Annotated in this window: 23 protein-coding genes; 12 read left to right on the plus strand and 11 right to left on the minus strand. The window is 71.9% G+C overall.

Features of this window, described 5'->3' with window-relative positions; translation table 11 throughout:
* Window positions 1–52: 52 nt before the first annotated feature.
* From ACFPIH_RS01780 to ACFPIH_RS01790, 3 genes are read right to left on the minus strand one after another with little or no spacing between them, the layout of a single operon-like run.
* Window positions 53–721, minus strand: a complete 669-nt coding sequence (locus ACFPIH_RS01780; RefSeq protein WP_381166499.1) for an ABC transporter permease — start codon at window positions 719–721, stop codon at window positions 53–55.
* On the minus strand, window positions 718–1,398 hold the full coding sequence (locus tag ACFPIH_RS01785) for an ABC transporter permease (RefSeq protein WP_381166501.1): 681 nt from the start codon (window positions 1,396–1,398) through the stop codon (window positions 718–720). The genes ACFPIH_RS01780 and ACFPIH_RS01785 overlap by 4 nt, the downstream gene beginning before the upstream one ends.
* Complete coding sequence (locus ACFPIH_RS01790; RefSeq protein ID WP_381166503.1) at window positions 1,395–2,537, minus strand: ABC transporter ATP-binding protein; 1,143 nt, start codon at window positions 2,535–2,537, stop codon at window positions 1,395–1,397. The genes ACFPIH_RS01785 and ACFPIH_RS01790 overlap by 4 nt, the downstream gene beginning before the upstream one ends.
* Window positions 2,538–2,761: 224 nt before the next feature.
* Between ACFPIH_RS01790 and ACFPIH_RS01795 the strand changes: the two genes are divergently transcribed.
* A complete protein-coding gene (locus ACFPIH_RS01795) occupies window positions 2,762–3,619 on the plus strand; it encodes a dolichyl-phosphate beta-glucosyltransferase (RefSeq protein WP_381166505.1) in 858 nt (285 codons plus the stop codon).
* Window positions 3,616–5,766: an ArnT family glycosyltransferase gene (locus tag ACFPIH_RS01800; RefSeq protein WP_381166507.1), complete on the plus strand. Its 2,151-nt coding sequence runs from the start codon at window positions 3,616–3,618 to the stop codon at window positions 5,764–5,766. The genes ACFPIH_RS01795 and ACFPIH_RS01800 overlap by 4 nt, the downstream gene beginning before the upstream one ends.
* A gap of 66 nt (window positions 5,767–5,832) precedes the next feature.
* Here ACFPIH_RS01800 and ACFPIH_RS01805 read toward each other — a convergent pair whose 3' ends face one another.
* The 3 genes from ACFPIH_RS01805 to ACFPIH_RS01815 are packed head-to-tail and all read right to left on the minus strand — an operon-like array spanning window position 5,833 to window position 8,606.
* Entirely contained in the window at window positions 5,833–6,573 is a 741-nt protein-coding gene (locus ACFPIH_RS01805; protein ID WP_381166509.1) for an FAD:protein FMN transferase, read from the minus strand.
* Window position 6,574: 1 nt separating this feature from the next.
* Window positions 6,575–7,261 (minus strand): FMN-binding protein, encoded by a 687-nt coding sequence (locus ACFPIH_RS01810; RefSeq protein WP_381166511.1) that lies wholly within the window; start codon window positions 7,259–7,261, stop codon window positions 6,575–6,577.
* 7 nt (window positions 7,262–7,268) lie between these two features.
* On the minus strand, window positions 7,269–8,606 hold the full coding sequence (locus ACFPIH_RS01815) for a ferredoxin reductase family protein (RefSeq protein ID WP_381166513.1): 1,338 nt from the start codon (window positions 8,604–8,606) through the stop codon (window positions 7,269–7,271).
* Between the two features lie 153 nt (window positions 8,607–8,759).
* On the opposite strand from ACFPIH_RS01815, the gene ACFPIH_RS01820 reads away from it, so the two are divergent.
* The 3 genes from ACFPIH_RS01820 to ACFPIH_RS01830 all read left to right on the plus strand — a co-directional run bounded on the left by ACFPIH_RS01820 (window position 8,760) and on the right by ACFPIH_RS01830 (window position 12,650).
* Window positions 8,760–9,452 carry a response regulator transcription factor gene (locus tag ACFPIH_RS01820; RefSeq protein ID WP_381166515.1) on the plus strand — a complete coding sequence of 231 codons (693 nt, stop codon included), beginning with the start codon at window positions 8,760–8,762 and terminating at the stop codon, window positions 9,450–9,452.
* A 5-nt stretch (window positions 9,453–9,457) separates the two neighbouring features.
* Window positions 9,458–10,906: a sensor histidine kinase gene (locus tag ACFPIH_RS01825; protein WP_381166679.1), complete on the plus strand. Its 1,449-nt coding sequence runs from the start codon at window positions 9,458–9,460 to the stop codon at window positions 10,904–10,906.
* 700 nt (window positions 10,907–11,606) lie between these two features.
* Complete coding sequence (locus tag ACFPIH_RS01830) at window positions 11,607–12,650, plus strand: lysylphosphatidylglycerol synthase transmembrane domain-containing protein (protein ID WP_385876060.1); 1,044 nt, start codon at window positions 11,607–11,609, stop codon at window positions 12,648–12,650.
* A gap of 35 nt (window positions 12,651–12,685) precedes the next feature.
* Here ACFPIH_RS01830 and ACFPIH_RS01835 read toward each other — a convergent pair whose 3' ends face one another.
* Entirely contained in the window at window positions 12,686–13,882 is a 1,197-nt protein-coding gene (locus ACFPIH_RS01835; RefSeq protein WP_381166519.1) for a glycosyltransferase family 4 protein, read from the minus strand.
* A gap of 197 nt (window positions 13,883–14,079) precedes the next feature.
* On the opposite strand from ACFPIH_RS01835, the gene ACFPIH_RS01840 reads away from it, so the two are divergent.
* The gene (locus ACFPIH_RS01840; protein ID WP_381166521.1) at window positions 14,080–16,863 is read left to right on the plus strand and encodes an ATP-binding protein; all 2,784 of its coding nucleotides are present in this window, start codon (window positions 14,080–14,082) and stop codon (window positions 16,861–16,863) included.
* Window positions 16,864–16,875: 12 nt separating this feature from the next.
* Here the strand turns inward: ACFPIH_RS01840 and msrB are convergent, their stop codons facing one another.
* From msrB to ACFPIH_RS01860, 4 genes are all read right to left on the minus strand, one after another.
* Window positions 16,876–17,283, minus strand: a complete 408-nt coding sequence (msrB, locus tag ACFPIH_RS01845) for a peptide-methionine (R)-S-oxide reductase MsrB (protein WP_381166523.1) — start codon at window positions 17,281–17,283, stop codon at window positions 16,876–16,878.
* Between the two features lie 28 nt (window positions 17,284–17,311).
* A complete protein-coding gene (murC, locus tag ACFPIH_RS01850; protein WP_381166525.1) occupies window positions 17,312–18,697 on the minus strand; it encodes a UDP-N-acetylmuramate--L-alanine ligase in 1,386 nt (461 codons plus the stop codon).
* A gap of 76 nt (window positions 18,698–18,773) precedes the next feature.
* On the minus strand, window positions 18,774–19,229 hold the full coding sequence (locus tag ACFPIH_RS01855) for an indole-3-glycerol phosphate synthase (protein WP_381166527.1): 456 nt from the start codon (window positions 19,227–19,229) through the stop codon (window positions 18,774–18,776).
* 201 nt (window positions 19,230–19,430) lie between these two features.
* Window positions 19,431–20,249 (minus strand): pyrimidine reductase family protein, encoded by an 819-nt coding sequence (locus ACFPIH_RS01860; RefSeq protein ID WP_381166529.1) that lies wholly within the window; start codon window positions 20,247–20,249, stop codon window positions 19,431–19,433.
* Here ACFPIH_RS01860 and zapE point away from each other — a divergent pair.
* From zapE to ACFPIH_RS01890, 6 genes are all read left to right on the plus strand, one after another.
* Entirely contained in the window at window positions 20,248–21,390 is a 1,143-nt protein-coding gene (gene zapE / locus ACFPIH_RS01865; protein ID WP_381166531.1) for a cell division protein ZapE, read from the plus strand. The two genes, ACFPIH_RS01860 and zapE, sit on opposite strands and share 2 nt — an antisense overlap.
* A 153-nt stretch (window positions 21,391–21,543) precedes the next feature.
* Window positions 21,544–21,957 (plus strand): hypothetical protein, encoded by a 414-nt coding sequence (locus ACFPIH_RS01870; RefSeq protein WP_381166533.1) that lies wholly within the window; start codon window positions 21,544–21,546, stop codon window positions 21,955–21,957.
* A 118-nt stretch (window positions 21,958–22,075) separates the two neighbouring features.
* Complete coding sequence (locus ACFPIH_RS01875; RefSeq protein WP_381166535.1) at window positions 22,076–22,657, plus strand: carbonic anhydrase; 582 nt, start codon at window positions 22,076–22,078, stop codon at window positions 22,655–22,657.
* Window positions 22,658–22,665: 8 nt separating this feature from the next.
* A complete protein-coding gene (locus ACFPIH_RS01880; RefSeq protein ID WP_381166537.1) occupies window positions 22,666–24,138 on the plus strand; it encodes a SulP family inorganic anion transporter in 1,473 nt (490 codons plus the stop codon).
* 109 nt (window positions 24,139–24,247) lie between these two features.
* Window positions 24,248–25,135 carry a slipin family protein gene (locus ACFPIH_RS01885; protein ID WP_381166539.1) on the plus strand — a complete coding sequence of 296 codons (888 nt, stop codon included), beginning with the start codon at window positions 24,248–24,250 and terminating at the stop codon, window positions 25,133–25,135.
* Window positions 25,136–25,197: 62 nt separating this feature from the next.
* A complete protein-coding gene (locus ACFPIH_RS01890) occupies window positions 25,198–26,049 on the plus strand; it encodes a polysaccharide deacetylase family protein (protein WP_381166541.1) in 852 nt (283 codons plus the stop codon).
* Window positions 26,050–26,057: the final 8 nt, after the last annotated feature.

Genomic DNA, 26,057 nt, shown 5'->3' on the forward strand with positions numbered 1-26,057 from the left:
CCGCGTCATGTGACACGTGACGCGGGAGGGCCTTCTCGGTAGGTGCGGCAGGCTAGTTGCTGCGGCGTACCCCCGGTGACACCGCCGCCCGGGCCGCCGCCCAGAACAGTCCGAGGGTGGCGAGGGCCATGAGGGCGACCAGGGTGGCGCCGCCGACGACCTTCTCGTAGTTGCGCTGGTAGAGGCCGTCGACGATGTAGCGGCCGAGGCCGCCGAGGCCGACGTACGCGGCGATGGTGGCCGTGGAGACGATCTGGATGGCCGCCGAGCGCAGACCGCCGAGGATCAGCGGGAGTGCGACCGGGAGTTCCACCTGGAGCAGGATCCTCGGTTCCGCCATGCCGATGCCCCGCGCCGCGTCCACCGGGGACGGGTCGACGGAGCGCACCGCCTCGTAGGTGGTGACCAGGATCGGCGGGACGGCGAGGACGACCAGCGGGATCATCACGGGCAGCAGGCCGAAGCCCTCGATCATGACGATGAGCACCAGCAGGCCGAAGGTGGGCAGCGCCCGGCCCGCGGTGGCGATCAGGGAGAGGACGTTTCCGCCGCGTCCGTAGTGCCCGGTGACCAGGCCGATCGGCAGTCCGATCAGGGCGGCGAGGCCGAGTGCCTCCAGGGAGTACCCGAGGTGTTCGAGGAGCCGGGTGGGGATGCCGTCGTAGCCCTGCCAGTGGGCGCTGTCGCTGAAGAAGTCGTTGACGTAGTTGAGGACGTTCACCGGGCCGCGGCCTCCTTGCGGGTACGAGTGGTGCCCGACCCGCTCGGCATCCAGGGGGTCAGCAGGAGGCGCACGCCGACCAGCAAGGCGTCCAGGAGGACCGCCAGGACCGCCGTGGTGATCACGGAGTTCCAGGCGAGTTCCGGTCGGTTGTAGATCTGCGCGTCGTGCAGCAGGTTGCCGAGCGCGCCCTGGTTGCCGATCAGCATGCCGACGCTGACCAGGCTGATGCTGGAGACCGTGGCCACCCGCAGCCCGGCGATGATCGCGGGAACCGCGATCGGCAACTGGACCTGGATGTAACGGCGTACGGGTCCGAAGCCCATCGCGGTCGCGGCGGCGAGCGTCTCCTGCGGCACCGAGCGCACGCCGTCGACGATCGCCGGGACCAGGACGACCAGGCTGTAGACGGTGAGCGGGATCATCACCGTGAGTTCGGTCTGGCCGGTGTAGTCGATGAGGACGACGAAGAAGGCGAGCGACGGAACGGCGTACAGCACGGTCGTCACCCACAGCACGGGCGGGTACAGCCAGCGCAGCCGCACGCACAGCTGGGCGATCGGCAGTGCGAGCACCAGGCCCCCCAGGACCGGCAGCAGGGCCTCGCGCAGATGCAGCACGATGAGACCGAACCAGTCGTGCTGGAGGTCGCTGGGGATGTCGAAGAAGCGGTTCATCGAAGGGCCTTCGACTCGCTCGCGCCGCTCGCGCCCGCACCGGCCTCGTGCGCGCCGCGGATCGCCTCGCCGATGGCGGTCTGCGAGATGACGCCGGTGGCGCGGCCCTCGCCGTCCACGGCGACGGCCCAGCCGGTGGGTGACAGTACGGCGCAGTCGAGGGCGGCGCGCAGCGAGTCCTCGCCGGCCACGAACGGCCGTCCGTACGGGAGGAGCCGGGCGGTGTCGACGCTCCCCGCGGTGAGCTCCTCCGGCGGGCTCCAGCCGAGCGGCTTGCCGTCCAGGCCGGTGACGAGGACGTACGGGGTGCCGGTGGTGGCACGGGCGATCTGCTCGGCGGTGGCGTCGACGGCGACGATCGGCGCGGTGAGCAGGTCGAGCCCGGCGGCGGAGAAGAAGGAAAGCCTCCGGATGCCGCGGTCGGCGCCCAGGAAGTCCTCGACGAACGCGTCGGCGGGGTCGGACAACAGCTCGGCGGGCGGCGCGAATTGGGCCAGCTTGCCGCCGGTGCGCAGTACGGCGACCATGGTGCCGAGCTTGACGGCCTCGTCGATGTCATGCGTGACGAAGACGATGGTCTTGCCCAACTCGCCCTGGATGCGCAGGAGTTCGTCCTGGAGGCCCTTGCGGACGACGGGGTCGACGGCGGAGAACGGCTCGTCCATCAGCAGCACGGGCGGGTCGGAGGCGAGCGCGCGGGCCACACCGACACGCTGCTGCTGACCGCCGGAGAGCTGGTAGGGGTAGCGCTTCGCGAGCGAGGCGTCGAGCCCGACGCGCTCCATCAGCTCCCGTGCCCGCGCCCGTGCCTTGTCCTTGCTCCAGCCGAGCAGCCGGGGCACGGTGGCGATGTTGTCGATGATCGTGCGGTGCTGGAAGAGCCCGGCGTTCTGGATGACGTAACCCATGGAACGGCGCAGGGTGTTGACCGGCTCCTGCCGGGTGTCCTTGCCGTCGATGGAGATAGTGCCCTCGCTGAGCTCCACCATCCGGTTGATCATCCGCAGCGTGGTCGTCTTGCCGCATCCCGAGGGGCCGACCAGGACGGTGATCGCGCGGTCCGGTATGTCCAGGGACAGCCGGTCGACCGCCACCGTGCCGTCCGGGTACCGCTTGGTGACTGAATCTATCCGTATCAAAGCGCCGAATACCCTTCGGGTCTGGCAATTTCTGCCCGCTCTCGACCGCGCGAGTTCGGGTCGTTGCGGGAAGAGTCTAGACCGGTCGTGTTGCGGCTGTTTTGACGGGCGCGACCTGTGCTTCCCCCGTTACCTCTGTGCGTGACCTGTGAGTCCGCTGATTCTCACTTTCCGCTCAGAAGCGGCTAAGGGATCCCCCAGACAGGCCCCGGATCGTCAGGGCCATGAACGAAACGAACGCGGGAGGCGTCCGGCGCCGGTCGGTCGAGATCGTGGTGCCGGTGTACAACGAGGCACACGTCCTCGCCGACAGCATCGGCCGTCTCCACGCACACCTCGAAGAGTCCTTCCCGTTCCCGTTCCGCATCACGGTCGCGGACAACGCCAGCACGGACGCCACCTGGAGCGTGGCGACCGGCCTGACCCTGCGGCTCCCCCACGTCCACGCCCGGCGTCTGGAGGAGAAGGGCCGCGGACGCGCCCTGAACCACGTGTGGTCCCGTTCCACGGCCGACGTCGTCGCGTACATGGACGTCGACCTGTCCACCGGCCTGGAGGCGTTCCTGCCGCTGGTCGCCCCGCTGCTGTCCGGCCACAGCGACCTCGCCATCGGCACCCGGCTGCACCACCAGTCGGCCGTGACCCGGGGCGCCAAGCGGGAGTTCGTCTCGCGTTCCTACAACCTCCTGCTCAAAGCCGGTCTCGGCGCCCGCTTCTCGGACGCGCAGTGCGGTTTCAAGGCCGTGCGCACCGACGTCTTCCGGGCGCTGGCCCCGCACATCGAGGACACCGCCTGGTTCTTCGACACCGAACTGCTGGTCCTGGCGCAGCGCAACAGGCTGCGCGTCCACGAGGTGCCGGTCGACTGGACCGACGACCCCGACAGCCGGGTCGACATCGTCCGCACGGCCGTCGACGACCTCCGGGGCATGGGCCGCATGCTCCGTTCCACCCTCACCGGCCGCACCCGGATCCCCGCCGTCCCCCGCCGCAGAAGCACCCCGCTGGTGCCCGCCGCGCGCACCGCCCCCGCCCTCGCCCCCGTCGCCGTCCCGTCCGCTCACCTGGAGTACGCGTCATGACGACCCTCGCCCCGCCGCCCGCCGCCGTCCAGGAGGACGGTCCCCGCCACCGGTCCGCGCCGCCCTCCAGGAGCGGCCTCGTCCGGCGCCTGTTCACCGGCGCCCCGGACGACCCGCGCTGGGCCCGCCCGGCCCTGTGGGCGATCCTCGTCCTGGCCACCGCCCTGTACGCCTGGAACCTGTCCTCCATCACCGGGAACACCTTCTACGACGCGGCCGTCTACTCCGGCACCAAGAGCTGGAAGGCGTTCTTCTTCGGCGCGCTGGACGCCGGCAGCTTCATCACGGTCGACAAACCACCGTTCGCCCTGTGGGTGATGGGCCTGTCCGCCCGCGTATTCGGTTACGGCACCTGGCAGTTGATGCTGCCGATGGTCGCGACCGGCGTCGGCTCGGTGGCGCTCCTGTACCGCCTGGTGAAGCGCGACTTCGGCGTGGTCGCGGCGACGGTCGCGGCGCTCACCCTGACCCTCACCCCGATCACGGTCGCCATCACCCGCGACACCAACCCCGACCCGATCCTCGTCCTGCTGATGCTGCTGGGCGCCGCCGCGCTGCTGAAGGCCGTGCGCACCGGCCGCACGATGCCGCTGGTGTGGTCCGGGGTCGCCATCGGCTTCGCGTTCAACACCAAGATGATGCAGGCGTACGTCGTCCTGCCCGTGTTCTTCCTGGTCTATTTGTGGGCCGCGAACGCCTCCCTCGGCCGCCGTATCCGCAACCTGGCCGTCGGCACGGTCGCGCTGGTCGTCTCCAGCGCCTGGTGGATGGTGGTCGTCGACCTGATCCCGGCCTCCTCCCGCCCCTACATCGGCGGCTCGACCGACAACACGGTCTGGGACCTGGTCATCGGCTACAACGGCTTCGGCCGTATCTTCGGGGCGAGTTCGTCGGTGGGCTCGGCCGGCAACGGCGCGAGCTTCGGCGGCGAGGCGGGCCTGTACCGCATGTTCAACGAGATCATGGGCGGCCAGATCTCCTGGCTGATCCCGTTCGCGCTGATCGCCCTGATCGGCGGTCTGGTCCTGCGCGGCCGGGCCCCGCGCACCGACGCGAAGCGGGCGGCCCTGCTGCTCTGGGGCGGCTGGTTCGTCCTGCACTACCTGACCTTCGCCCTCGCCGAGGGCACCTTCCACCCGTACTACGTCACCGCCATGGCCCCCGGTATCGCGGCCCTGGCCGGCGCGGGCGGGGTCATGCTGTACGGCGCCTTCCGTGAGCGTGCGGCGGCGAAGTGGGGCTGGGTGCTGCCGGCCGCCGTCGCGGCGAGCGCGGTCTGGGCGGTCGTCCTGCTCCAGCGGGTCTCCGGATCCGGGATGCTGTATACAGTCGCCGAGATCCTGGTGGCGGTCGCCGGTGCGGTCGCCGTGCTCGGTCTGCTGGTCGGCCGGTTCACCCGGCGGCACCGGCTGATGGGCGTCGCGGCCCTCGCGGCGGTCGTCGCCCTGCTGGCCGGCCCGGCCGCCTACTCGGTCTCCGCGGCGACCTCCAGCACCAACGGCACCAACCCGACGGCCGGCCCCGGCACCGGTGGGATGGGCGGCATGGGCGGCGGTGGCGGAATGGGCGGCGGCCAGCGGCCCAGCGGTGACGGCGGCCCGGGCACGAGCAGCTCCTCCGGCAGCTCGAGCACCTCCGACGGCCAGTCGACGGGCCGGCCGCCGTCGGGCAGCGGCTCCGAGTCCACGTCCGAGAACGGCACCACTTCCGAGAACGGCACCGCGTCCGAGAACGGCACCGCGTCCGAGAACGGCACCGCGTCCGAGACCGACGGCGGGCAGACGGGCGGCGGCGGTGGCATGGGCGGTGGCACCCAGGTCAGCTCCGCGATGATCAGCTATCTGGAGAAGAACCAGGACGGCGCCACCTGGCTGGTCGCGGTCGCCACCGACCAGACCGCGTCCTCGATCATCCTGGAGTCGGGTCAGCCGGTCATCTCCATGGGCGGCTGGTCGGGCAGCGACGACGCGATGACCCTCGCCAAGCTGAAGAGCCTGGTGAAGGCGGGCAAGCTGCACTACATCGTGATCAGCGACAGCGGTCAGGGCTCCTCGAACTCCGAGATCTCCACCTGGGTGAAGAAGAACGGCACGGCCGTCTCGGACTACAGCGGCCTGTACCGCCTGGACGCCTCCGACGTCGGCTGACCGTACGACGACGCACAGCACCCCCGGCCATGAGCGGCCGGGGGTGCTGTCGTGTGCGGTAACCGGTTACGCGGCCACCGCCCCCGCCCCGGCCGTCGGGAAGCCCGGCGTGCGCAGGACCCCGCCGCCCGTGACGACGGCGTACACCTCGCAGCCCGCCCGCGACGCCGCCCACTCCACGCCCTCCGCGCCCAGCGCGAACGCGGCGGTGGCGACCGTGTCCGCCAGGGTGAGGGTCGGGGCGACGACGGTGAGGCTGGTGAGCCCGGTGGCCGGGCGGCCGGTGCGGCCGTCGAGGATGTGGTCGCCGCGCTCGTAGCGGGCGGAGGTGGCGACCGCCGCGTCGGTGAGGTCGAGGACGGCGCAGAGCTTGTCGGCGAACTCGGGGTGCCGTACGCCGACCCGCCAGGGTCCGCCGGAGACGACCACGTCGCCGCCGGCGTTGAGGCAGAACCGGCGCAGCCCGGCGTCCGTCAGCAGCCGCGCCGCCCGCTGCACCGACCAGCCCTTGACGACCGCGCAGGGGTCCAGGCCCCGGCCGGGCAGCCGTACGTCGAAGGCGCCGCCGGTGGCGACGCGGTACTCCTCGCACAGGTCGAGCACCTCGGCGAGGTCGGTACCGACCTCGGCGAGCGACAGCTCGCCCCGGTCGAGCCGGGACACCTCGCTGCCGGACTTGAACGGACTGAACCGCTCGTCCACCTCCCGCAGCCACGCGAAGACGGCGTCCGCGGCCCCCTCGGGGACCCGCTCGTCGTCGATGCGCAGCGACACCGGGAAGCCCATGACGTGCTCGACCCTGTGCATGTCAGGCGCCCTTCGCGTCGATCGCGGCCTGGAGCGACTCCTTGTAGCCGTCGCTCGTGATGGTCGCGCCGGACACCGTGTCGATGTCCGCGCTCTGCGCCTCCAGCGTCTCCGCGATCAGCTTCGGCACCGCCGCCGTCGTCTGCGGATGGTTGGGCTGCTTCAGCATCTTCACGGCCGAGATCTTGTCGCCGTCGAAGGTCACCTGGACCTGGACGTCGCCCTTCTCCGTGTTCACGGTGGAACCGGCGACCGTCTGGGACGTACTGGCCGAGGGGGACGCCGACGCGGCAGCCGCCTCCTGGTCGATGGCCGCCTGGAGGGACTCCCGGTAGCCGTCGCTCGTGATGGTCGCGCCGGACACCGTGTCGATGTCCGCGCTCTGCGCCTCCAGCGTCTCCGCGATCAGCTTCGGCACCGCCGCCGTCGTCTGCGGATGGTTCGGCTGCTTCAGCATCTTCACGGCCGAGATCTTGTCGCCGTCGTAGGTGATCCGGACCTGGACGTCGCCCTTCTCGGTGTTCACGGTCGTACCGGTGAACGTGCTCGTCCCGGAGGAGGAGGTGGAAGGCGTCGTCGACTCGGCGGCGGGCGTCGTGGTGGACGTGGAGCCCGTGGAGGGCTCGTAGCGCCAGACGGGGATCAGGCCCACCACGCTCAGGACCAGGACGGGTATGGCTCGCTTCATGTCTCTCTCATCCCGCCAGGCTGAAGCGTTCGAAGTGGATCTGCTGCTTGGGCACGTCCAGCTCGCTCAGGGTGCCCAGCACCGCGTTCATCATCGGCGGCGGCCCGCACAGGAAGACGTCCCGCTCGGCGATGTCCGGCACGAGGGCGGCCAGTTCGCGCGGCGCCAGCCGGTCCGGCACCGGCGGTCCGGTCACCAGGTGCAGCTCGGCGCCCTTGGCGACGGCCAGTTCGCGCAGCTCGTCGTAGAGGACGGCGTCGCGTTCGCCGCCGACCCGGTAGACGACGACCGCGTGGCCGTGGATCTCCTCCAGGAGTGCCCGGATGGGGGTGACGCCGACGCCGCCGGCGATGAGCAGGGACTCGGGGCGGGTGCGGTGCATCGCGGTGAAGGCGCCGTAGGGGCCCTCGGCGAAGACACGGGTGCCGGGCTTGATGTGACGCAGGCCGGCCGAGCCGTCGCCGGCCGCCTTGGCGGTCAGACGGAGCCGGGTGCCGTCGGGAGCGGCGGACAGGGAGAAAGGATTCGCCTGCCACCAGCGGTCCTTGGTGAGGAACCGCCACAGGAAGAACTGGCCGGCCCGGGCGGGCAGCCGGTCCAGGTCACGGCCGGTGATGTAGACGGACACGACGTTGTCCGACTCGGGGACGACCGCCTCGACGCGCAGCTGGTGACGCCAGTTGCGCCACAGCGGCAGCACCATGCGGCCCAGGACCACCGAGCCGAGGGCGACGCCCCAGACCGCGTACCAGTAGGCGGTCGCGGCGGAGGACGCGGTGAACGTCGTACCGACGGCGACCTGGTGGGTGAAGGCCAGCACCACGGCGACGTACGTGTACAGGTGGATGAAGTGCCAGGTCTCGTAGGCGAGCCGGCGGCGGGCCCAGCGGGCGGAGACGCCGCCGATGACCAGGATCAGCACCAGGGCGACGGCTGCGCGCAGCACGCCCTCGACGGTCTCGGCGAGGTCGACGAGCTGGCTGACCGGGTCCATGGACGAGGAGTCGGCATAACCGAGGGTGATGAACACCACATGTCCGACCAGCGTCCACAGCAGGCCGAAGCCGGTCCAGCGGTGCCAGTTGGTCAGCCGGTCCATGCCGATACGGCGGTCCAGCCAGGGCAGCCGGGCCACCAGCAGCAGCTGGAACGCCATGAGCAGCGCGCCGTACAGACCGGCGAAGCGGCCGATCACGACGAGCGCGTTGGAGGCGAAGCCCGCCTGGACTGCGAAGAGGGTCACGACGGCCGCGTTCGCGGCCAGCACGGCGTACAGGCCGGTGCGGGCCACTACTTTGGGACGTATCGCCGTGGGGGGTACGGGAGGCGATTGGACGGTCGTCACGGACGGAAACTCCTAGATCGGTTCCTCAGAACACAGAGCTTCTCCGTGCCGCGCTGTCGATTTCCTGTCGTACAACTTTCAAGAGCTTATCGATCTGTGCACGGGAGTAGACGCGGGTCTGGCGCCGGGAGCCGGGTGACGCACTATGGGCGAGTGGAAAAAGTTCGCCTCCTCGTCGTGGACGACGACCCGCCGATCGCCGATCTCGTGGCGACGGTCGCCAAGTACGAGGGCTGGGACGCGGTCACCGCGAACTCCGGTGAGGAGGCGCTGCGCCGCGCCGCCGACTTCCATCCGGACATCGTGGTGCTCGACCTGATGCTGCCCGACATCGACGGTTTCGGGGTGCTGGACCGGCTGCGGCAGTCCGGGACCATGGTGCCCGTGGTGTTCCTCACGGCCCGTGACGGGGTCGCCGACCGGGTGGCGGGGCTGACCCGCGGCGGGGACGACTACCTGGTGAAGCCGTTCGCCGTGGAGGAGCTGATGGCTCGGCTGCGGACCGTGCTGCGGCGCAGCACCGGCCCCGGTTTCCAGCGCTCGGTGCTGCGGGTCGCGGACCTCACCATGGACGAGGACACCCGGGAGGTGCGCCGCGCCGGGAAGCTGCTCACGCTCACCCCGACCGAGTACGAGGTGCTGCGCTATCTGATGCGCAAGTCACCGACCGTGCTCACCAAGGCGCAGATCCTCGATCATGTGTGGGAGTACGGGTTCGGCGGCCGGTCGAACGTCGTGGAGCTGGTGGTCAGCCGGCTGCGCCGCAAGCTGGAGCCGACCGGCGACGACCCGCTGATCCAGACCGTACGAGGCTTCGGATACGTCATCCGGCAGGCGGCCGAGTGAGCCGAGTGAGCCGCCGGCTGCGGGGGACCTACCGCAGGATGCGGCTGGGCACCCGGCTGGCGCTGGGCCTCGGCGTGCTGGCCCTGGTGGTGTTCGCCGTCGTCGGCACGGCCCTGACGACCTACATGCGGGACTATCTGTCCGCCCAGCTCAACGACCAGCTCGCGCTCGCCCAGGTCGCCCAGTCCAAGAGCATCGCGGACTCCGGCACGCTGACCGGCAAGAAGTACTTCCGCTGGTACTACGCCGTGTACGACGTGCGCGGCGGCAAGCCCGTGCTGCGCAAGCCCGAGGACCCCGCCGACATCCCCGAGGACGTCGACGACCTCACGGCCCTGGCCAGGGCGCAGACCGTCGCCGGCACCGAGGTCCTGCGCACCGACCACCTCTCGGGCGAGGGCGCCTACCGGCTGCGCGCCTGCGAGGTGGAACCCGGTGTGGTCCTGGTCAGCGGCGCGCCCATGGACGACATCGAGAACACGGTCACCCGGCTGATCACGGTCCAGGTCGTCGCCTTCGGCCTGGCGCTGCTGGCCCTGGTGGTGTTCGGGCGGGCGATGCTGCGGCGCGGTCTGAAACCGCTGAGCGACATGGCGCACACCGCGCACGGCATCACCTCCCACGACCTGACCGAGTCGGCCTCCCGGCTCCCGCTGCGCGCGGACCGCCCGGGCGGCGGCCCGGAGGTGGAGGAGCTGCGCACGGCCTTCAACACGATGCTGGAGCACATCGACGACTCCCTCGCCGTCCGTGCCAAGGCCGAGCAGCGGCTGCGGCGCTTCGTCGCGGACGCCTCGCACGAGCTGCGCACCCCGCTGATGTCGGTACGCGGTTACGCGGACCTCTTCCAGTACGCCGCCGCCAACGCCCCCGAGGAGCGCGACAAGCACCTGGCCCGGCTGCGCGCCGAGGCGGCCCGGATGGGCGTCCTCCTCGACGACCTGCTGCTGCTCGCCCGCCTGGACGCGGCGGAGGTGGAGGCACCGCTGCGGATGGAGGCGGCCGACCTGGTGGAACTGGCCGGCCAGGCCGCCGACGCGTTCCGGGCGAGCCACCCCGGGCATCCGCTCACGGTGACCCCGGGTCCGGCGGCCGTACCGCTGCGCATGGACCCGCACCGCATCCGGCAGGTTCTGGACAACCTCCTCACCAACGCGGCCGTGCACACGCCGCCCGGCACTCCGGTGTCGGTCGAGGTGGCCGTCTCCGCGTCCACGGCGCTCGTCCGCGTCGCCGACCGGGGGCCCGGCATCCCGCCCGGCGACCGCGACCGGGTCTTCGACCGCTTCTACCGCATCGACAAGGCCCGCAGCCGCGACCGCGGCGGCAGCGGCCTCGGCCTCTCGGTGGCCCGCTCCCTGGCCCGCGCCCACGGCGGCACCCTACGACTGGGCGAGGGCCCGGGAGCGACGGAGTTCACACTGACGCTGCCCCGGGGCCCGGTTTCGGGGTAGGCCCACCGCGGCCGAGCACGTCGGGACGGGGTCCTCGGGGCGGAAGGATCCTCGGGACGGGGCCTCGGAGCGGGCGGATCCTCGGGACGGGTCCTCGGAGCGGGCGGTTCCTCGGGACGGCGCGCCCTCGCGACGGGCGGGCCTTCGCAACAGGCGGACCTCGGGCGGGCGGCCCTCGCCACCGGCAGACCTCCGGAACAGGCGCACCCCCGCGACGAGCGGGCCTTCGCAACAGGCGGGCCTCGGGCGGGCGGCCCTTCCAGACCGCGCGCCCTTCCAGACCGCGCGCCCTTCCGGACCGCGCGGGTGCGGAACAGCGGCTTGGCCGGGATGTCAGGCGGGTGTCGGCGCCGAGAGCGGATTCGCCGGGATGTCAGCGGCATGGCAGTGCCGGGAGCCGCTTCCTGCCGGGTGGGCAGGGATGGCGTGGGGACGAGCGGGGCCGGGCCAGGGAGGCCGGACGGGATGAGTGGAGGCGGCTGCGGGCAGAACTCTCACAGTTCACCCCGTCGCAACAGTTCAGCCCGCCGCGGTCGCCACTCCGCCCGCGCGTCGTCGGCTGCCGGACACCGCGTCGTCACACCGGAGGGGAAACTCACCCGCGTCCCCTCCCCGCTCTCCCCGTTCCGCCCCCGCTCACCGCTCCCCGCCCAGGGCCTGTACGGCGCCGGCAAGGCGCCGCGGAAGGACGACGTGCGCCGTGACCCTGCTGCCGCTCGACACCCCCGCCTCCCCTCCCCCCCCCCAGCCCCTCCCCCAGCCGCAGCCGCAGCCGCAGCCCCAACCCGTGGCCGCCCGCCGCCCGCTGGTCTCGGCCACCACCGCCCGCCGCACCATAAGCCTGCTCCCGCTGCTGTACCTCGCGGTGTGGGCGGCGGTCGACTGGGACACCGTGCACGAGGGCGCCGTCCACCTCGCCGAGGCCGATCCCTGGTGGCTGCTGGCCGGCCTCCTCTTCGTCGCCCTGAACTGCGTCGCCGCCGCCTGCGTCCGCCAGGGCGCGGTCCCGGACCGGCTGCCGCCGGGGAAACTGGTGGCCTCCCAGCTGGCCGCCGGCGCCGCCAACCACGTCCTGCCGGCCAGCATCGGCGCCCACGCGGTCACCGTCCGCTTCCTCCGGCGCCAGGGCGTCGCGCTCCCCCGGGCCACCGCCTCCATCGCGCTGTACTCCCTGGTCAGGGCGTTGGCGAAGCCCCCCGTGGTGCTCGCGTTCCTGCTCCTCGCCCCCAGCGCCGTACGCCCGGCCGCGCTCGTCCCGGACAGCCGGACGATGCTGGTGGCCGCGGCCGGCATCCTCCTGATCCCGGCGGCTGCCGGGGCGGTCCTCGTCGTGGTGCGCGCGTTTCGCGGCCCGGTCCTGGAGTCCGTGCGTGCGGCGCTCACCGACGTGCGGTATCTGCACACGCACCCGTCCCGGTTCCTGCCCCTGTGGCTGGGCGCCGCCGCTGCGCCGCTGCTCCAGGCGAGCGTGGTCGCCTCGGTGGGGAAGGCGCTCGATCTGCCCCTGTCCTGGCCGCAGTTGCTGTTCGCGTTCCTGGCGGCCAGCACCGCCGCGGGAGCCGTCCCGGCGCCGGGCGGCATCGGCCCGGTCGACGCGGCCCTGGTCCTCACCCTGGCGGGCTACGGCACCCCGCTCTCCCTCGCCACGGCGACGGTCATCGGCTACCGCACCCTGACGGTCTGGCTGCCCCTGCTGCCGGGGACGCTGGTGCTGTCGGCGATGGTCCAGCGCAAGCTGCTGTAACCGCTGACCGCTCCCTGCCACGGCAGTTCCCCGCCTCAACTCGGCGTCGTGGCGGGGGAGGTCGTCAGCGCGCGCATCAACGTGGCCACCGTGTCGCCCCACGTCAGCCGGCCGGCCAGCAGTTCGCGGACCTGGCCCGCGTAGCGGAGCGCGGCGGGCAGGTCGCGCAGGATGTGCTCGATGGCCGCGGCCCATGCGGTGGCGTCGCGGGGGCCGTCGTCGTGGATGTCCACGATCATCGGTTCGGCGAGGCGGCCCAGCAGCTCCAGCAGGAGCTCGGCGGCTCCGCTCTTGGCGCTCACCAGGACCGGCGTCCCCGCGGCGATCGCCTCCAGCGCGACCAGGCCGAGCCCCTCGGCCCGGGAGGGCATCACACAGACGGCCGAGCGCACCAGGTCCCGGCGGAGTTCGGCGGGGTCGACGGTGTAGGCGCGGACGTCGATGCGTTCCCGGGCCAGGCCGGAGAGCCGGACCAGCTTGCGGTGCAGGGCGTCGCACTGTTCCTGCGGGGCACCGCGCACCCGCAGGCCCACCGTGCTGTCACGGGTGGCGACGACCGCCACGGCGCGGGCGGCGATGTCCAGGCCCTTGAGCACGACGTCATCGGTGCGGCCCAGCACCAGGACGTGGTGTTTCGCCGGGGGCCTGCGCACCGGCGCCGGATCCGCCGCGGCGGTCAGCCCCGGGTCGAGACGCAGGACCTGACCGGGACCGCTCTCGTCGGACAGCAGGTCGGCGGCATAGCGGCGCAGCCGGGGTCCGACCGCGGCGACGACATCGGCGCTCGCGGCCATCCGCAGGGTGATCTGCTCGCGTTCCGCGATCAGCAGGCCGGCCCGGCCGGAGTTCTTGTAGGGCTCGATCTCGGGCGGCGCGGTGTGCACGATGTGGACGAGCCGGGCGTGCGCGAAGTGCCGGGCGTAGGCCCACGCGGCCGGCCCGCTGAAGCGGTCGTGGCCGATGACGAGGTTCGGGTCCAGATCGAGCACGGGCCGCGCGGGCAGCAGGAGCGACGGGCCCGCGGGGGTCCGGGCAGCGGTGAACAAGGTGACTCCGTGACGGCGCGCGTCCTCGTGTTCCGCCTCGGTGGCCCGCTCGACGAGGCACGCGGTCGGGTAACCGGCCTCGACCAGCGCGATGGCCAGACTTCGGTTCCAGGTCGGCACGCCGCCCTGGAGGGGCGACCAGGTGGTGTTCACCAACAAGGGCCGCTGCTCTTCGCTCGCCTTCACGGGTCGTGCTCCTCTTCCCACGGTCCTGAGTTCCTGGCAGGGACAGCATCGAACCGGTCGGGCCGATCCCTCTTGATCACTTGAATTCGCCGCTGGAACCGGCCCGTTGGCCCAGTTGAGGGCCGTATGTTGGACGTCTTCGCACCGCTTCGCGCTGGAATTTCCGGCGAACAGCGCGACCACACCCCGGGGGAGCCGTGGCACAGGACAACCACTTCGCGGTGGGGCAGGAGCTGGCGCGTCTGCGCAAGGACGCCGGGCTGACCCAGACGGACGTCGGCAGGGAACTCGGCAGGTCGGTCGGACGGATCTCGCAGATCGAGCGGGGCGAGTGGGCCGACGTTCCGGACGGACAGCTGATCAGCGGGTACGTCGAGCACTGCCTCGCGTTCCTCGATGCCACGCGGGACGAGAAGAAGCGCCGCCGGACCCATCTGCTCGGCCTGTTCACGGCCCTCGAAGCGCTCGCCGACACGGCGCGCAGGCCTCCGGCCGCCAACCAACTGCCCAGGGACATCGACACGTTCACCGGCCGCGACGACGAACTCGCGTTACTGCGCTCGCACGTGGCCCGGGCGGCCGGCGCCGCGACCGTGATCGCCGTCCACGCGATCGACGGCCGGCCAGGCGTGGGCAAGTCGGCGTTCGTCACGCACGCCGCGCACCGGCTGGCGGGCCGGTTCCCGGACGGTCAGCTGTTCATCGACCTTCATGGCCACAGCGCCACCCAGGCTCCGACGCCGCCGTCCGAGGCGCTGGCGACCCTGCTCAAGGCCGTGGGCGTCCCGGGCCGGGACATTCCCGCGTCCGAGGAGGAGCGGTCGGCGATGTGGCGGCGGCGGATGGCCGACCAGTCGGCACTGCTGATCCTGGACAACGCCGCCGACGAACACCAGGTCGGGCCGCTGCTGCCGCAGGCACCCGGCTGTCTGGTCCTGATCACCAGCAGGCGCCGGCTGTCCGGGCTGAGCCCGGCACCGGTCACGATCGCGCTCGACGTGCTGTCGCCCGACGACGCCGAGCGGATGCTCCGGGCCGCCGCGCGCCGGGACCTGTCCGAGGACAGTCCCACCGGTGAACTGGTCGCCCTGTGCGGGTATCTGCCGCTGGCGATCCATCTGGTGGCCGGCCGGCTGCGCACCCGGCGGAACCTCACGGTCGAACGTCTCGTGCGGGAACTGCGCGACGGCGTGAACCGGCTCGCGTCCCTGCGCGTCCGCAACCACCACGTCGCCGCCGCGTTCGAACTGTCCTACCGTGCGCTGTCGTCCCACCGGCAGGCCTTCTTCCGCGCGGTCGGCCTGCATCCGGGGCCCGACACCGATGCCTACGCCTACGCCGCGCTCACGGCGACGTCACTGCGGGAGGCCAAGCGTCAGCTGGAGGGCCTGTTCGACGTCAACCTGGTGGACGAGCACGTCTACGGACGGTTCAAACTGCACGACCTGATTGCCGAGTACGTCCGTGACCTGGTCGCCACCGTCGACCCCGACGCGCTGCGGCGGTCCCTGCCCCGGCTGCTGGACTACTACCAGGACGCGGCCTTCATGGCCGACCGCCTCCTGGGGCCGGCCGACGCCGCCTACGCCGCCGCCTACGACGGCCCCCTGCCCGACCTGGACGCCCGCTCGCACGCGCTGACCTGGCTGTCCGACGAGCGGGCCAATCTGCTGGCCTGCCTCCGGGTGTCCGCCGAGGACCCGGCCCGCCTCCTCGCCCTGACCACCGCCATGACCCGGCACCTGAGGCTGTCCGGCCCCTGGGACGTGGCGGCCGAGCTGCACGGGCGGGCCCGCGGGGCCGCGCAGGCGACGCACGACCGGCACGCGGAGGCGCGAGCCCTTCTGGAACTGGCCTCCGCCCACCGCAACCACGGCGACTACCCGACCGCCGCCCGCTGCGCCGACGAGGCACTCGGGGCGTCGACCGCCCTGGGGGACGACCCCGGGACGGTGGCCGCGCTCGTGGAGAAGGCGTCCGTGGACTGGCTCACCGGCTCCTACGACAGCTCCGAGGCCCTCCTGCACCAGGCCCTGGAGCTCAGCAGGTCGGTCGACGACCGCGAGGGCGAGGCGAGCGTCCTGGTCGAGCTGGGCACCCTGGACTACTTCTGCGACCGGTACGAGGACGCCGAACAACGCCTCGGCGCCGCCCTGCGGATCTACGAGGAACTCGGCCGGCCGCACAGCCGGATCAGGGTCCTGAAGAACCTGGGCAACACCTGGTACTTCATGGACCGCTACGACGACGCCGAGTGGGCGCTGGGGCAGGCCCTGACGATGGCCCGGGACCTGGGAGACGCCCTCGTGGAGGCCCAGGCGCTGACCAAGCTCGGCAGTGTGTCCCGGCTCAGGGGCGACCACGAGGAAGCGGTACTGCGCCTGGAGGAGGCACGCGGCCTCGCCCGCCGGCTGGCGGACCGCTCCCTGGAGGCCGAACTGCTCATCGACCTCGCGGTCGCGCTGCACCGGCTCGGCCGCGACGACGAGGCGACGCGGGCCTTCGACGACTCCCTCACCCTCTACACGGAGATCGGCGAGGACATCGGGCGGGCCTGTGCGCTGAAGGAGTCCGGCGAGGTGCTGGTGGCCACCGGCCGGCTCGGCGAGGGCCGCGCCCGGCTGCGGGAAGCCCTCGACGTCAACGAGCGGCTCGACGAGCGCATGGGCACCGCCGCCGTGTGGAACGCCTTCGGGCGCCTGGAGCTCGCGGCGGGAGACACGGCCGCCGCCAGGGCCGCGCACGGCACGGCCCTGGGCATCGCGCGGGAGATCAAGAACCCGCTGGAGGAGGCCGCCGCGCTGCTGGGGCTCGGCGACACCGCACGCCAGGACGGCGAACCCGACGCGGCCCGCGAGCACCTCGGCGGATCTCTCGCGATCTTCCGGCGGATCGGTGCCCGGGAGGCCGACGACGTGGCGAGCCGGCTCGACGGCCTCGGAGGAGCAGCCCCGAAGACGACTCACGGCCCCCAGGGGTGAGGACGACCGGGACTACTCCTCGCCGGGCTCCAGGCGCAGCGAGATCGAGTTGATGCAGTACCGCTGGTCGGTCGGCGTCGCGTAGCCCTCGCCCGCGAAGACATGCCCGAGGTGGGACCCGCAGCGGGCGCAGCGCACCTCGGTGCGGACCATGCCGTGCGAGCGGTCCTCGATGATTTCGACGGCGTCGGTGTCCTTCGGGTCGTAGAAGGACGGCCAGCCGCAGTGCGACTCGAACTTGGTCTCGGAGGTGAAGAGTTCGGCACCGCAGGCGCGGCAGGAGTAGACGCCCCTGGTCTTGGTGTCGGTGTACTCACCGCGGAACGCCGGTTCCGTCCCGGCCTGCCGCAGCACGGCGTACTCGGCCGGGGTCAGCTCCGCCCGCCACTGCTCGTCCGGCTTCTCGACGTCGTACGACACGATCCTCAGCCCCTTACTGCGAAAGACGCTACTGCGAAAGACGGTCCAGAATCAGCGGGCCCAGGTCCGTCACGTCACCCGCGCCCATGGTGAGAACGAGATCACCCGGCTTCGCCATTCCCGCGACCACGGCCGGCACCCGGGCCTTGTCGTGCACGGGTGTCACGTCCGCGCCCGCCGCCCGTGCCGCGTCGACGATCAGCGCGCTCGTCACACCCGGGAGCGGGTCCTCGCGGGCCGGGTAGATGTCGAGGACGACGGAGGCGTCGGCCAGGGCCAGGGACGCGCCCATCTCCTTGCCGAGCTCCTGCGTCCGGGAGAACAGGTGCGGCTGGAAGACGACGAGGATGCGGGCGTCGCCGGCCGCCGCGCGCATGGCCTCCAGGTCGGCCGTCATCTCGGTGGGGTGGTGGGCGTAGGAGTCGATCACCTGGACGCCGGCCGCCTCGCCCTTGAGCTGGAGGCGCCGCTTGACGCCGGTGTACGCGGCGAGGGCGGGGGCGAGCTCGTCGGCCGGGACGCCGAGGGCGGCGCCCGCGGTCAGCGCGGCGACGGCGTTGAGCGCGTAGTGCCGGCCGGGCACGGAGACCGTGAAGGTGAGCTCCTGTCCGTCCAGCACCACGCTCACCAGGCTCTTCAGGCCCTGCGGTACGACCGACAGCACCCGTACGTCGGCGTCCTCGGCCTCGCCGTACGTCATCACCCGGACGCCTTCGAGCCGCCGGGCCAGCTCGCGGGCGCCCTCCTGGTCGGCGGAGATCACCAGGGTGCCGCCGGGCACGATCCGTCCGGCGAAGGTCTCGAAGGACTCGTAGATCTCGTCCATCGACGCGTAGTTGGCGTGGTGGTCGAGTTCCACGTTGAGGACGATCGCGACCTCGGGGGCGTACTTGTGGAAGCTGCGGTCCGATTCGTCCGCCTCGGCGACGAAGATCTCGCCGTCGCCGTGCAGCGCGTTGGAGCCGGGGACGTCCAGGTCGCCGCCGATGGCGTAGGAAGGGCGCAGGCCCAGCTCGGACAGGGAGACCGCCAGCATGGACGTGGTGGTGGTCTTGCCGTGCGTGCCGGCGACCGCGATCGGGCGCAGCCCCGCCATCAGCGCGGCGAGCGCGTCGGAGCGGTGCACCACGGGGATCCCCAGCTCGGCGGCGCGGGCCAGTTCCGGGTTGTCCGCGCGGATCGCCGAGGACACGACGACACAGCTCGCGTCGTCGGCTAGGTGCTCCGCCGCGTGCCCGATGTGCACGGTGGCGCCGAGCGCGCGCAGCGCCGCGGCCGTCTCGGACTCCTTGGCGTCGCTGCCGGCCACCTTCGCGCCGCGCTGGGCGAGGATCTTCGCGATCCCGGACATCCCGGCACCGCCGATGCCGATGAAGTGCGGTCGGTCCATGGCGGTGGGAAGGCCGGGTGCCATGCGTGATCTCCCAGAGTGCGGTACGAGGGTCTGTGCGGCTCCACCTTATTGCGCGGGTCCGACAGCGGCCGAACGCCTACTCCTTGCTGTGCGAGAACAGCTTCAGCACGGGTACGCCGACCTTGTGCCGGGCGCGGGACGCCCAGTCGCGGTGGAAGAACTCCTCCACGTAGTGGGGATCGGTCAGGACGATCACCTCGTCCGCGTCGGTCTCGGCGACCAGTTCCTTCAGCGCGTCCAGCGGATGGTTCTCCACGAGGCGGCCCCGCGCCTCGCTGCCGGCCGCGTGCAGCGCCACCAGGGACACCTCCAGAGCTCTCTCGCCGAACCCCTTCGCCTCCTCCCCCTCCGGGGTATCGCGCTCGCGGGCCGCCTCGTCCAGTTCCCCGAGTGCCACGTCGTCGATGGCGCGCAGCAGGCGGTCCGCCTGGTCGCCGCGCGGCTGCAGCAGCACGTGGAAGGAGACCGGCTCGTCCCCGTGCAAGGTGGTGACGAACTCCACGTCGGCGGACGTAAGGGCTTTCTCGATCATCAGAACGCTTGTGAACACCAGTGCCCCATCTCTCCTGCGCTCATGCTCTCCTGCGGAAACCATCCTTCCCCGTGCCAGCACGGGAACTGCGAGTCCTAGTCTGCCCACCCCAAGCTAACCGGAACGGAAGATTCCGCCTTTTCGGGGGCTCGGGGTGTCGCACACCCATGCGGATCAGCACCCCGGTGCCTCATCTGTCCCTCATCGGGGCCGCCCATACCTGCCGAAGAGAAACCCGTCCTCCTCCAGCAGGGACACCAGGGCGTACCGCCGCGGGACCGCGACCGACGGGCCGCCCGCGATCCGCTGCGCGTCCCCCGCGGTGAGCATCGGGGAGACGGTCAGACAGAGTTCGTCCAGCACCTCGGCGGCGATGAACTGGCCCAGCAGCCGGGGGCCGCCCTCGGTGAGCAGCCGGGTGTGGCCGAGCGCGGCGAGCTCCCGTACGGCCCGCGCGGGCTCCACGCCGACGCCGTCCCCCGCGATCAGCACCCGGGCACCCGCCTTCTCGGCGGCGGCGATCCGCTCCGGTGCGGCGGCGGCGCCGGTGAGCACCAGGGTGGGCACCAGGGGCGAGGTGAACAGCGGGAGCGAGAAGTCCAGGGCGAGGCTCGCGCTGACCACCGCGATCGCCGGGGCGGGGCCCTGTCCGGCGGCCTCCCGCCGCGCGGCGAACTCCTCACGCGTGCGTGCGGGGCGGTATCCCTCCTGCCGTACCGTTTCCGCACCGACGACCACCACGTCGGCGAGCGCCCGCAGGGTGCCGAAGATCCGCATGTCGGTGGCGGTGGAGATGGGCTGCGACCGCCCGTCGTGCTGGGCGGCCCCGTCGAGCGTGGACACCATGTTCGCCCGCAGCCAGGCCCGCGGCTCCCCCGCCCCGGCCTCGGGATACGCGTAGGCGTCGGCCAGTTCGCCGAGGCTCCACTCGTGGTCCTCACCCGGCGCGTCCCCGCCCGGAGCCGCTCCTTCGGGGGTACTCGGCGGTGTCTGGTCGGTCACAGGGAACAGGCGTCGCATGCCTGGCAGTCTGGCACGGCGATTAGCATGGGGAACCGTGTCGTCCTCCACGCCCGCCGCCGGTATCGACGAGATAGCCGACGCGGCCCCGCTGTCCCTGTGCGCCCGTGAGCCGTACGTCCCCGCGGACCGGCTGGTCGCCGAGATGGTGCCGCCGCCGCGCTTCGACTCCGTCCGCTTCGGCACGTACCTCCCGGACCCGAACCAGCCCAGCCAGACCGAGGCCGTCGGGGTCCTGGCGGGCTTCGCGGGCGGGCTCGGCGGAGCGCATGCCGTCGGTGGCGCCAAGCGGGGGTTCTTCGGGTTCGGGAAGGCGAAGGCGGCCAGGGTCCCGGCCGGGCCGCGCGGGGTCTACCTCGACGGCGGCTACGGCGTCGGCAAGACCCATCTGCTCGCCTCCCTGTGGCACGCCACCCCGGCCGAGCCCGAGCTGAAGGCGTTCGGCACGTTCGTCGAGCTGACCAATCTGGTCGGCGCCCTGGGCTTCCAGCAGACGGTCCGCACGCTCTCCGGCCACCGGCTGCTCTGCATCGACGAGTTCGAGCTGGACGACCCCGGCGACACCGTCCTGGTGTCCACGCTGCTCGGCAAGCTGGTCGACGCCGGCGTGGCACTCGCCGCCACCTCCAACACCCTGCCCGGCAAGCTCGGTGAGGGCCGGTTCGCCGCGGCCGACTTCCTGCGCGAGATCCAGGGCCTGTCGGCTCATTTCCGCGCGCTGCGCATCGACGGCGAGGACTACCGCCACCGCGGCCTTCCGCAGGCGCCGGCGCCGCACTCCGACGAGACGGTGACGAAGGCGGCGTACGCCACGCCGGGTTCCTCGCTGGACGACTTCCCGCATCTGCTGGAGCACCTCGCCAAGGTCCACCCCAGCCGCTACGGAGCGCTCACCGATGGCCTGAAGGCGGTCTGTCTGACGGATGTGCAGGCGGTGCCCGACCAGTCGACGGCCCTGCGGCTCGTCGTCCTGGCGGACCGGCTCTACGACCGCGAGGTCCCGGTACTGGCCGCCGGGCTCCCCTTCGACCGGCTGTTCAGCGAGGAGATGCTGAACGGCGGCTACCGCAAGAAGTACTTCCGGGCCATCTCCCGGCTCACCGCGCTGGCCCGTGACGCCGGCCGTCTCGTCAAGAGTTAGTTCGCGCCAGATCACCCACGCTTTTGAGGCGCACTTCTTTTGGCAACGTCCAGTTAACCCTGCAAACAACTTTGCAGGGTTACCGTGTTTCTTGACCAGCCATTGACCAATCGTTGGTCTGGACTAGAGGTGAGGACTGTCGGGAGGGGGCCCATGTTCCGAGGTACGACGGCCAAGACCGCGCTCGCGCTCCTCGCCGCCGTCCTGCTCGCCCTCCCGTTCTTCGCACCTACGTCTTCCTTCGCACACGCGCACACCATGCGTCAGGTCGAGGCCAAGGGTCAGCCCGGAATCAAACCCTCGGGCAAGCCCGTACGCGACGAGTTCGTCGTGATCCGCGGCTGCGACCACACCGGCGGCCCCGCCGATCCACTGCGCTCCCGCGACCGCCACCGCGCCGCCCTCTGCGCCGCCCCCGCTCCCCAGGAGCCCGAGCGCACTCTGCTGGCGCTGGACCCGGCCGCGACACACCGGCCGGCCCGGCCGGCCGAACCGTACGACCACGGGTCGAGACCCTCGACAGCGCACTCCCACTCTCCGGCGGCACTTCAGGTCTTCCGCTGCTGAGAGTTCTCCCCTGCTCCTCGACCGCCGAGTGAGCAGAACAGAACAGCAGTTCCCCCACCTGTCCTGTGTTTGCACGTCCGACGCGCCCCCACAGCGCGCCAGGAGGAGTCACCACGTCATGCAGCCCCTCATCGACAACGCCCGTACGTTCGGACAGCGCCCTGAGGAGTTCGCCAAGCTGGCCGAAGGCCAGTCCCCACAGGTCCTGTTCATCACCTGTTCCGACTCGCGGGTCGTCCCCGCGCTGATCACGGGCGCCCGTCCCGGCGAGCTCTTCGAGCTGCGCACCGCGGGCAACATCGTGCCCCCGTACGGCTCCGACCGCCCCACCGGCGAGGCGGCCACCATCGAGTACGCGGTGGAGGTCCTCGGCGTCAGCGACATCGTCGTCTGCGGCCACTCCCACTGCGGCGCGGTCGGCGCGCTGGTGCGCGGCGACGACCTCGACGCCGTTCCCGCCGTACGCGACTGGCTCGCGCACGCCGCGGACGAGCCGGGAGCCGCCGACCCCAGCGATCCGACGGTCGCCCTCGCCGTCCAGAACCACGTCCTCGCCCAGCTGCTGCGGCTGCGCTCCTACCCCTGTGTGGAGAAGCGGCTCGCGGACGGCCGGCTGCGGGTGCGCGGCTGGTACTACGAGGTGCACACGGGCGCGGTGCTCGAACACCGCGTGGCCACCGACGGCTTCGAAGCCCTGTGAGCGCCCCGATGACCGACCGCGGCCCCCGGCGCATAGCCAAGTATCCCCACCTGAGGCAGGACTTCGCCGCCTCGCTCGTCGTCTTCCTGGTCGCGCTCCCGCTGTGCGTGGGCGTGGCCGTGGCCTCCGGCGTGCCGGCCGAACTCGGGCTCGTCACCGGCATCGTCGGCGGCCTCGTCACCGGGCTCATGCGGGGCAGTTCCCTGCAGGTGTCCGGTCCGGCGGCCGGACTGACCGTGCTGGTCTTCGAGGCGGTGCGGGAGTTCGGCCTGCCCGCCCTCGGAGTGATCGTCCTCGCCACCGGCGCCCTGCAGATCGCGATGGGCGTCCTGAGGCTGGGCCGCTACTTCCGGGCCATCTCGGTCTCCGTCGTCGAGGGCATGCTGGCCGGAATCGGCCTGGTCCTGATCGCCGGTCAGCTGTACTCGATGTTCGGCGCCAAGGCCCCGGAGTCGGGCCTGGGGAAGATCGCCGGGCTGCCCGGGGCGCTCGTGGACGCGGTGTCCGGCGCCGCGTCGGCCTCGCTCGCACTCGGCGCCGGCACCGTGGCGGTGCTGGTGCTGTGGAAGCGGCTGCCGGCGAAGGTGCGTACCGTGCCGGGACCGCTCGCCGCGGTGGGCCTGGCGACCCTGGCCGCGCTGCTGCTCGACCTGCCGGTGGCCACCGTCGAGGTGCACGGCCTGCTCGGCTCGATCCAGCCGCCGTCGCTGTCCGCGTTCGGTGAGCTGGCGAACATCGGACTCCTCGGCACGATCGTCGCGTTCACCCTGATCGCGTCCGCCGAGTCCCTGTTCAGCGCGGCGGCCGTGGACCGGCTGCACGACGGTCCGCGCACCGAGTACGACAGGGAACTCGTCGCGCAGGGCGCGGGCAACGCCCTCTGCGGGCTGCTCGGCGCGCTGCCGATGACCGCGGTGATCGTGCGCAGCGCGGCCAACGTCCAGGCAGGCGCCCGGACGAAGGCGTCCCGGGTGCTGCACGGCGTGTGGCTGCTGCTGTTCGCGGCACTGCTGCCCGGTGTGCTGGCCTACATCCCGATCCCGGCGCTCGCGGGCATCCTCGTCCACGCCGGCGCCAAGCTGGTCCCGGTCCGCTCGATCGTGTCCCTGTGGCGCGAGCACCGCGGCGAGGCGCTGATCCTGGTCGTCACGGCCGTGTCGATCGTCGCGGTCAGCATGTTCGAGGGCGTCCTCGTCGGTCTGGCGCTCGCCGTCGCGAAGACGGCGTGGGAGGCATCGCACCTCAGGCTGGAGGTCGTCGACAAGGGCGCGGGTCCCATCCAGGCGTACCTGTCGGGCAACGCGACCTTCCTGAAGCTGCCGAAGATCCTCGACAGTCTGGAGTCCCTTCCGCAGGACCGCCCGGTGGAGCTGGACCTCTCCGGTCTGCACCACCTCGACCACGCCTGCCGTACGGCCCTGGAAACCTGGGTGGAACGGCACAGCGCGGTCGGCACGGAGCCGGTGAAGGTCACCGCCTAGCCGGCGAGCCTCGTCGTCCGGCCCGGGGTCCGGGACGTGGCCCCGGGCCGGGCGACGGGCATATCGTTGCAGGAGCAGACGGCACGGCTTTCTTTCCTAGGAGGTCGTCATGCTCCAGGAGCTGCTGGGCGTGGCAGCGGGGGTCGGCGCCGCCGGCCTCGTGTATGTCGGGGTGGCGGCGCGGGTCGTCAAGCAGTACGAGCGCGGGGTGGTCCTCAGGCTGGGCCGGCTGCGCGGGACCGTGCGAACGCCGGGATTCACCATGGTGATCCCCGGTGTGGACCGGCTGCGCAAGGTCAACATGCAGATCGTGACGATGCCCATCCCGGCCCAGGAGGGCATCACCCGCGACAACGTGACGGTCCGGGTCGACGCCGTCGTCTACTTCCGGGTCGTGGACCCCTCGGCGGCGCTGATCAACGTCGAGGACTACCGTTTCGCGGTCTCCCAGATGGCCCAGACCTCGCTCCGGTCGATCATCGGCAAGAGCGAGCTGGACGACCTGCTGTCGAACCGCGAGAAGCTCAACCAGGGCCTGGAGCTGATGATCGACAGCCCGGCCGTGGGCTGGGGTGTGCAGATCGACCGGGTCGAGATCAAGGACGTGTCCCTGCCGGACACGATGAAGCGCTCCATGGCCCGCCAGGCCGAGGCCGACCGGGAGCGCCGCGCCCGCATCATCAACGCGGACGCCGAACTCCAGGCGTCGAAGAAGCTGGCCGAGGCGGCCCAGCAGATGGAGGCCACCCCCTCCGCCCTCCAGCTCCGGCTGCTCCAGACGGTGATGGCGGTGGCGGCCGAGAAGAACTCCACCCTGGTCCTGCCGATCCCGGTGGAACTCCTGCGCTTCCTGGAGAAGGGCCCACAGCCGGAGAAGGGCCCACCGCCGGAGAAGGACCCACAGCCGGAGAAGGGCCCACCGCCGGAGAAGGACCCACAGCCGGAGAAGGGCCCACCACAGCCGCCCCCGCCCCAGGTGGAGGGCCCGGACGGGTGACCCGCCGGAGGGACGCGGTCGTACCGTCGTAGAACCCTTCCTTCACCTTCTACGTTCGTACGGTGATCATTTCCGTACGTCGTCTTGCCGCTCTCTGTGCCCTCGGCGCCGCCCTCACGGCCTGCGGCACCACTCGGGCGCCCTCCCGGCCGACCGTCTCCATGTCGCCCTCGATCCCGCCGTCCGTCACTCCCTCCCGGCCCCCGACCCTCGCGCCGGGCCCCGCCGGGCTCACCCCCGTCTTCGAGAACGGCGCCCGTACGGACGGCAGGGTGGTCGCGCTCACCTTCGACGCCGACATGACCGCCGACCAGGGGCCGCGGGCCGCGTCCGGTGAGCGTTTCGACAATCCGGGGCTGATCGCGGCGCTGCGCGAGCTGAAGGTGCCGGCCACCGTGTTCATGACCGGGCGGTGGGCGGAGCAGTACCCGGACCAGGCTCGCTCGATCGGGCGCGACCCGGGGTTCGAGGTGGCCAACCACTCCTACAGCCACTACGCGTTCACCGGCGACTGCTACGGCCTGCCGGACCTTCCCGAGGACCGGATGCGGGCGGACGTGGAGCGGGCGTACACGGCGTTCCGCCGGGCGGGCGTGCCGGATCCGATGCCGTACTTCCGCTTCCCCGGCGGCTGTTACGACCGCGCGGCGCTGCGCGCGGTGAGCGGCCTCGGGGTGACCGCGGTGCAGTGGGACGTGGTGAGCGGGGACGCCTTCGCCACGGACGCGGACGCGGTGGCCCAGGAGGTGCTGGACGGGGTGCGGCCCGGGTCGGTCGTCGTCATGCACTGCACCCGCAGCGCCGCCCCGACGACCGAGCGGGCGGTGCGCAAGGCCGTACCGGAACTGCGCCGCCGGGGCTACCGGTTCGTGAAGGTGTCGGAGCTGATCGGGGCCGCCGGCGGACGGCGCTGAGGCTCGTA

The sequence above is a fragment of the Streptomyces vulcanius genome (genome assembly GCF_042653945.1).
In the GTDB taxonomy this organism is placed as follows: domain Bacteria; phylum Actinomycetota; class Actinomycetes; order Streptomycetales; family Streptomycetaceae; genus Streptomyces; species Streptomyces mangrovi.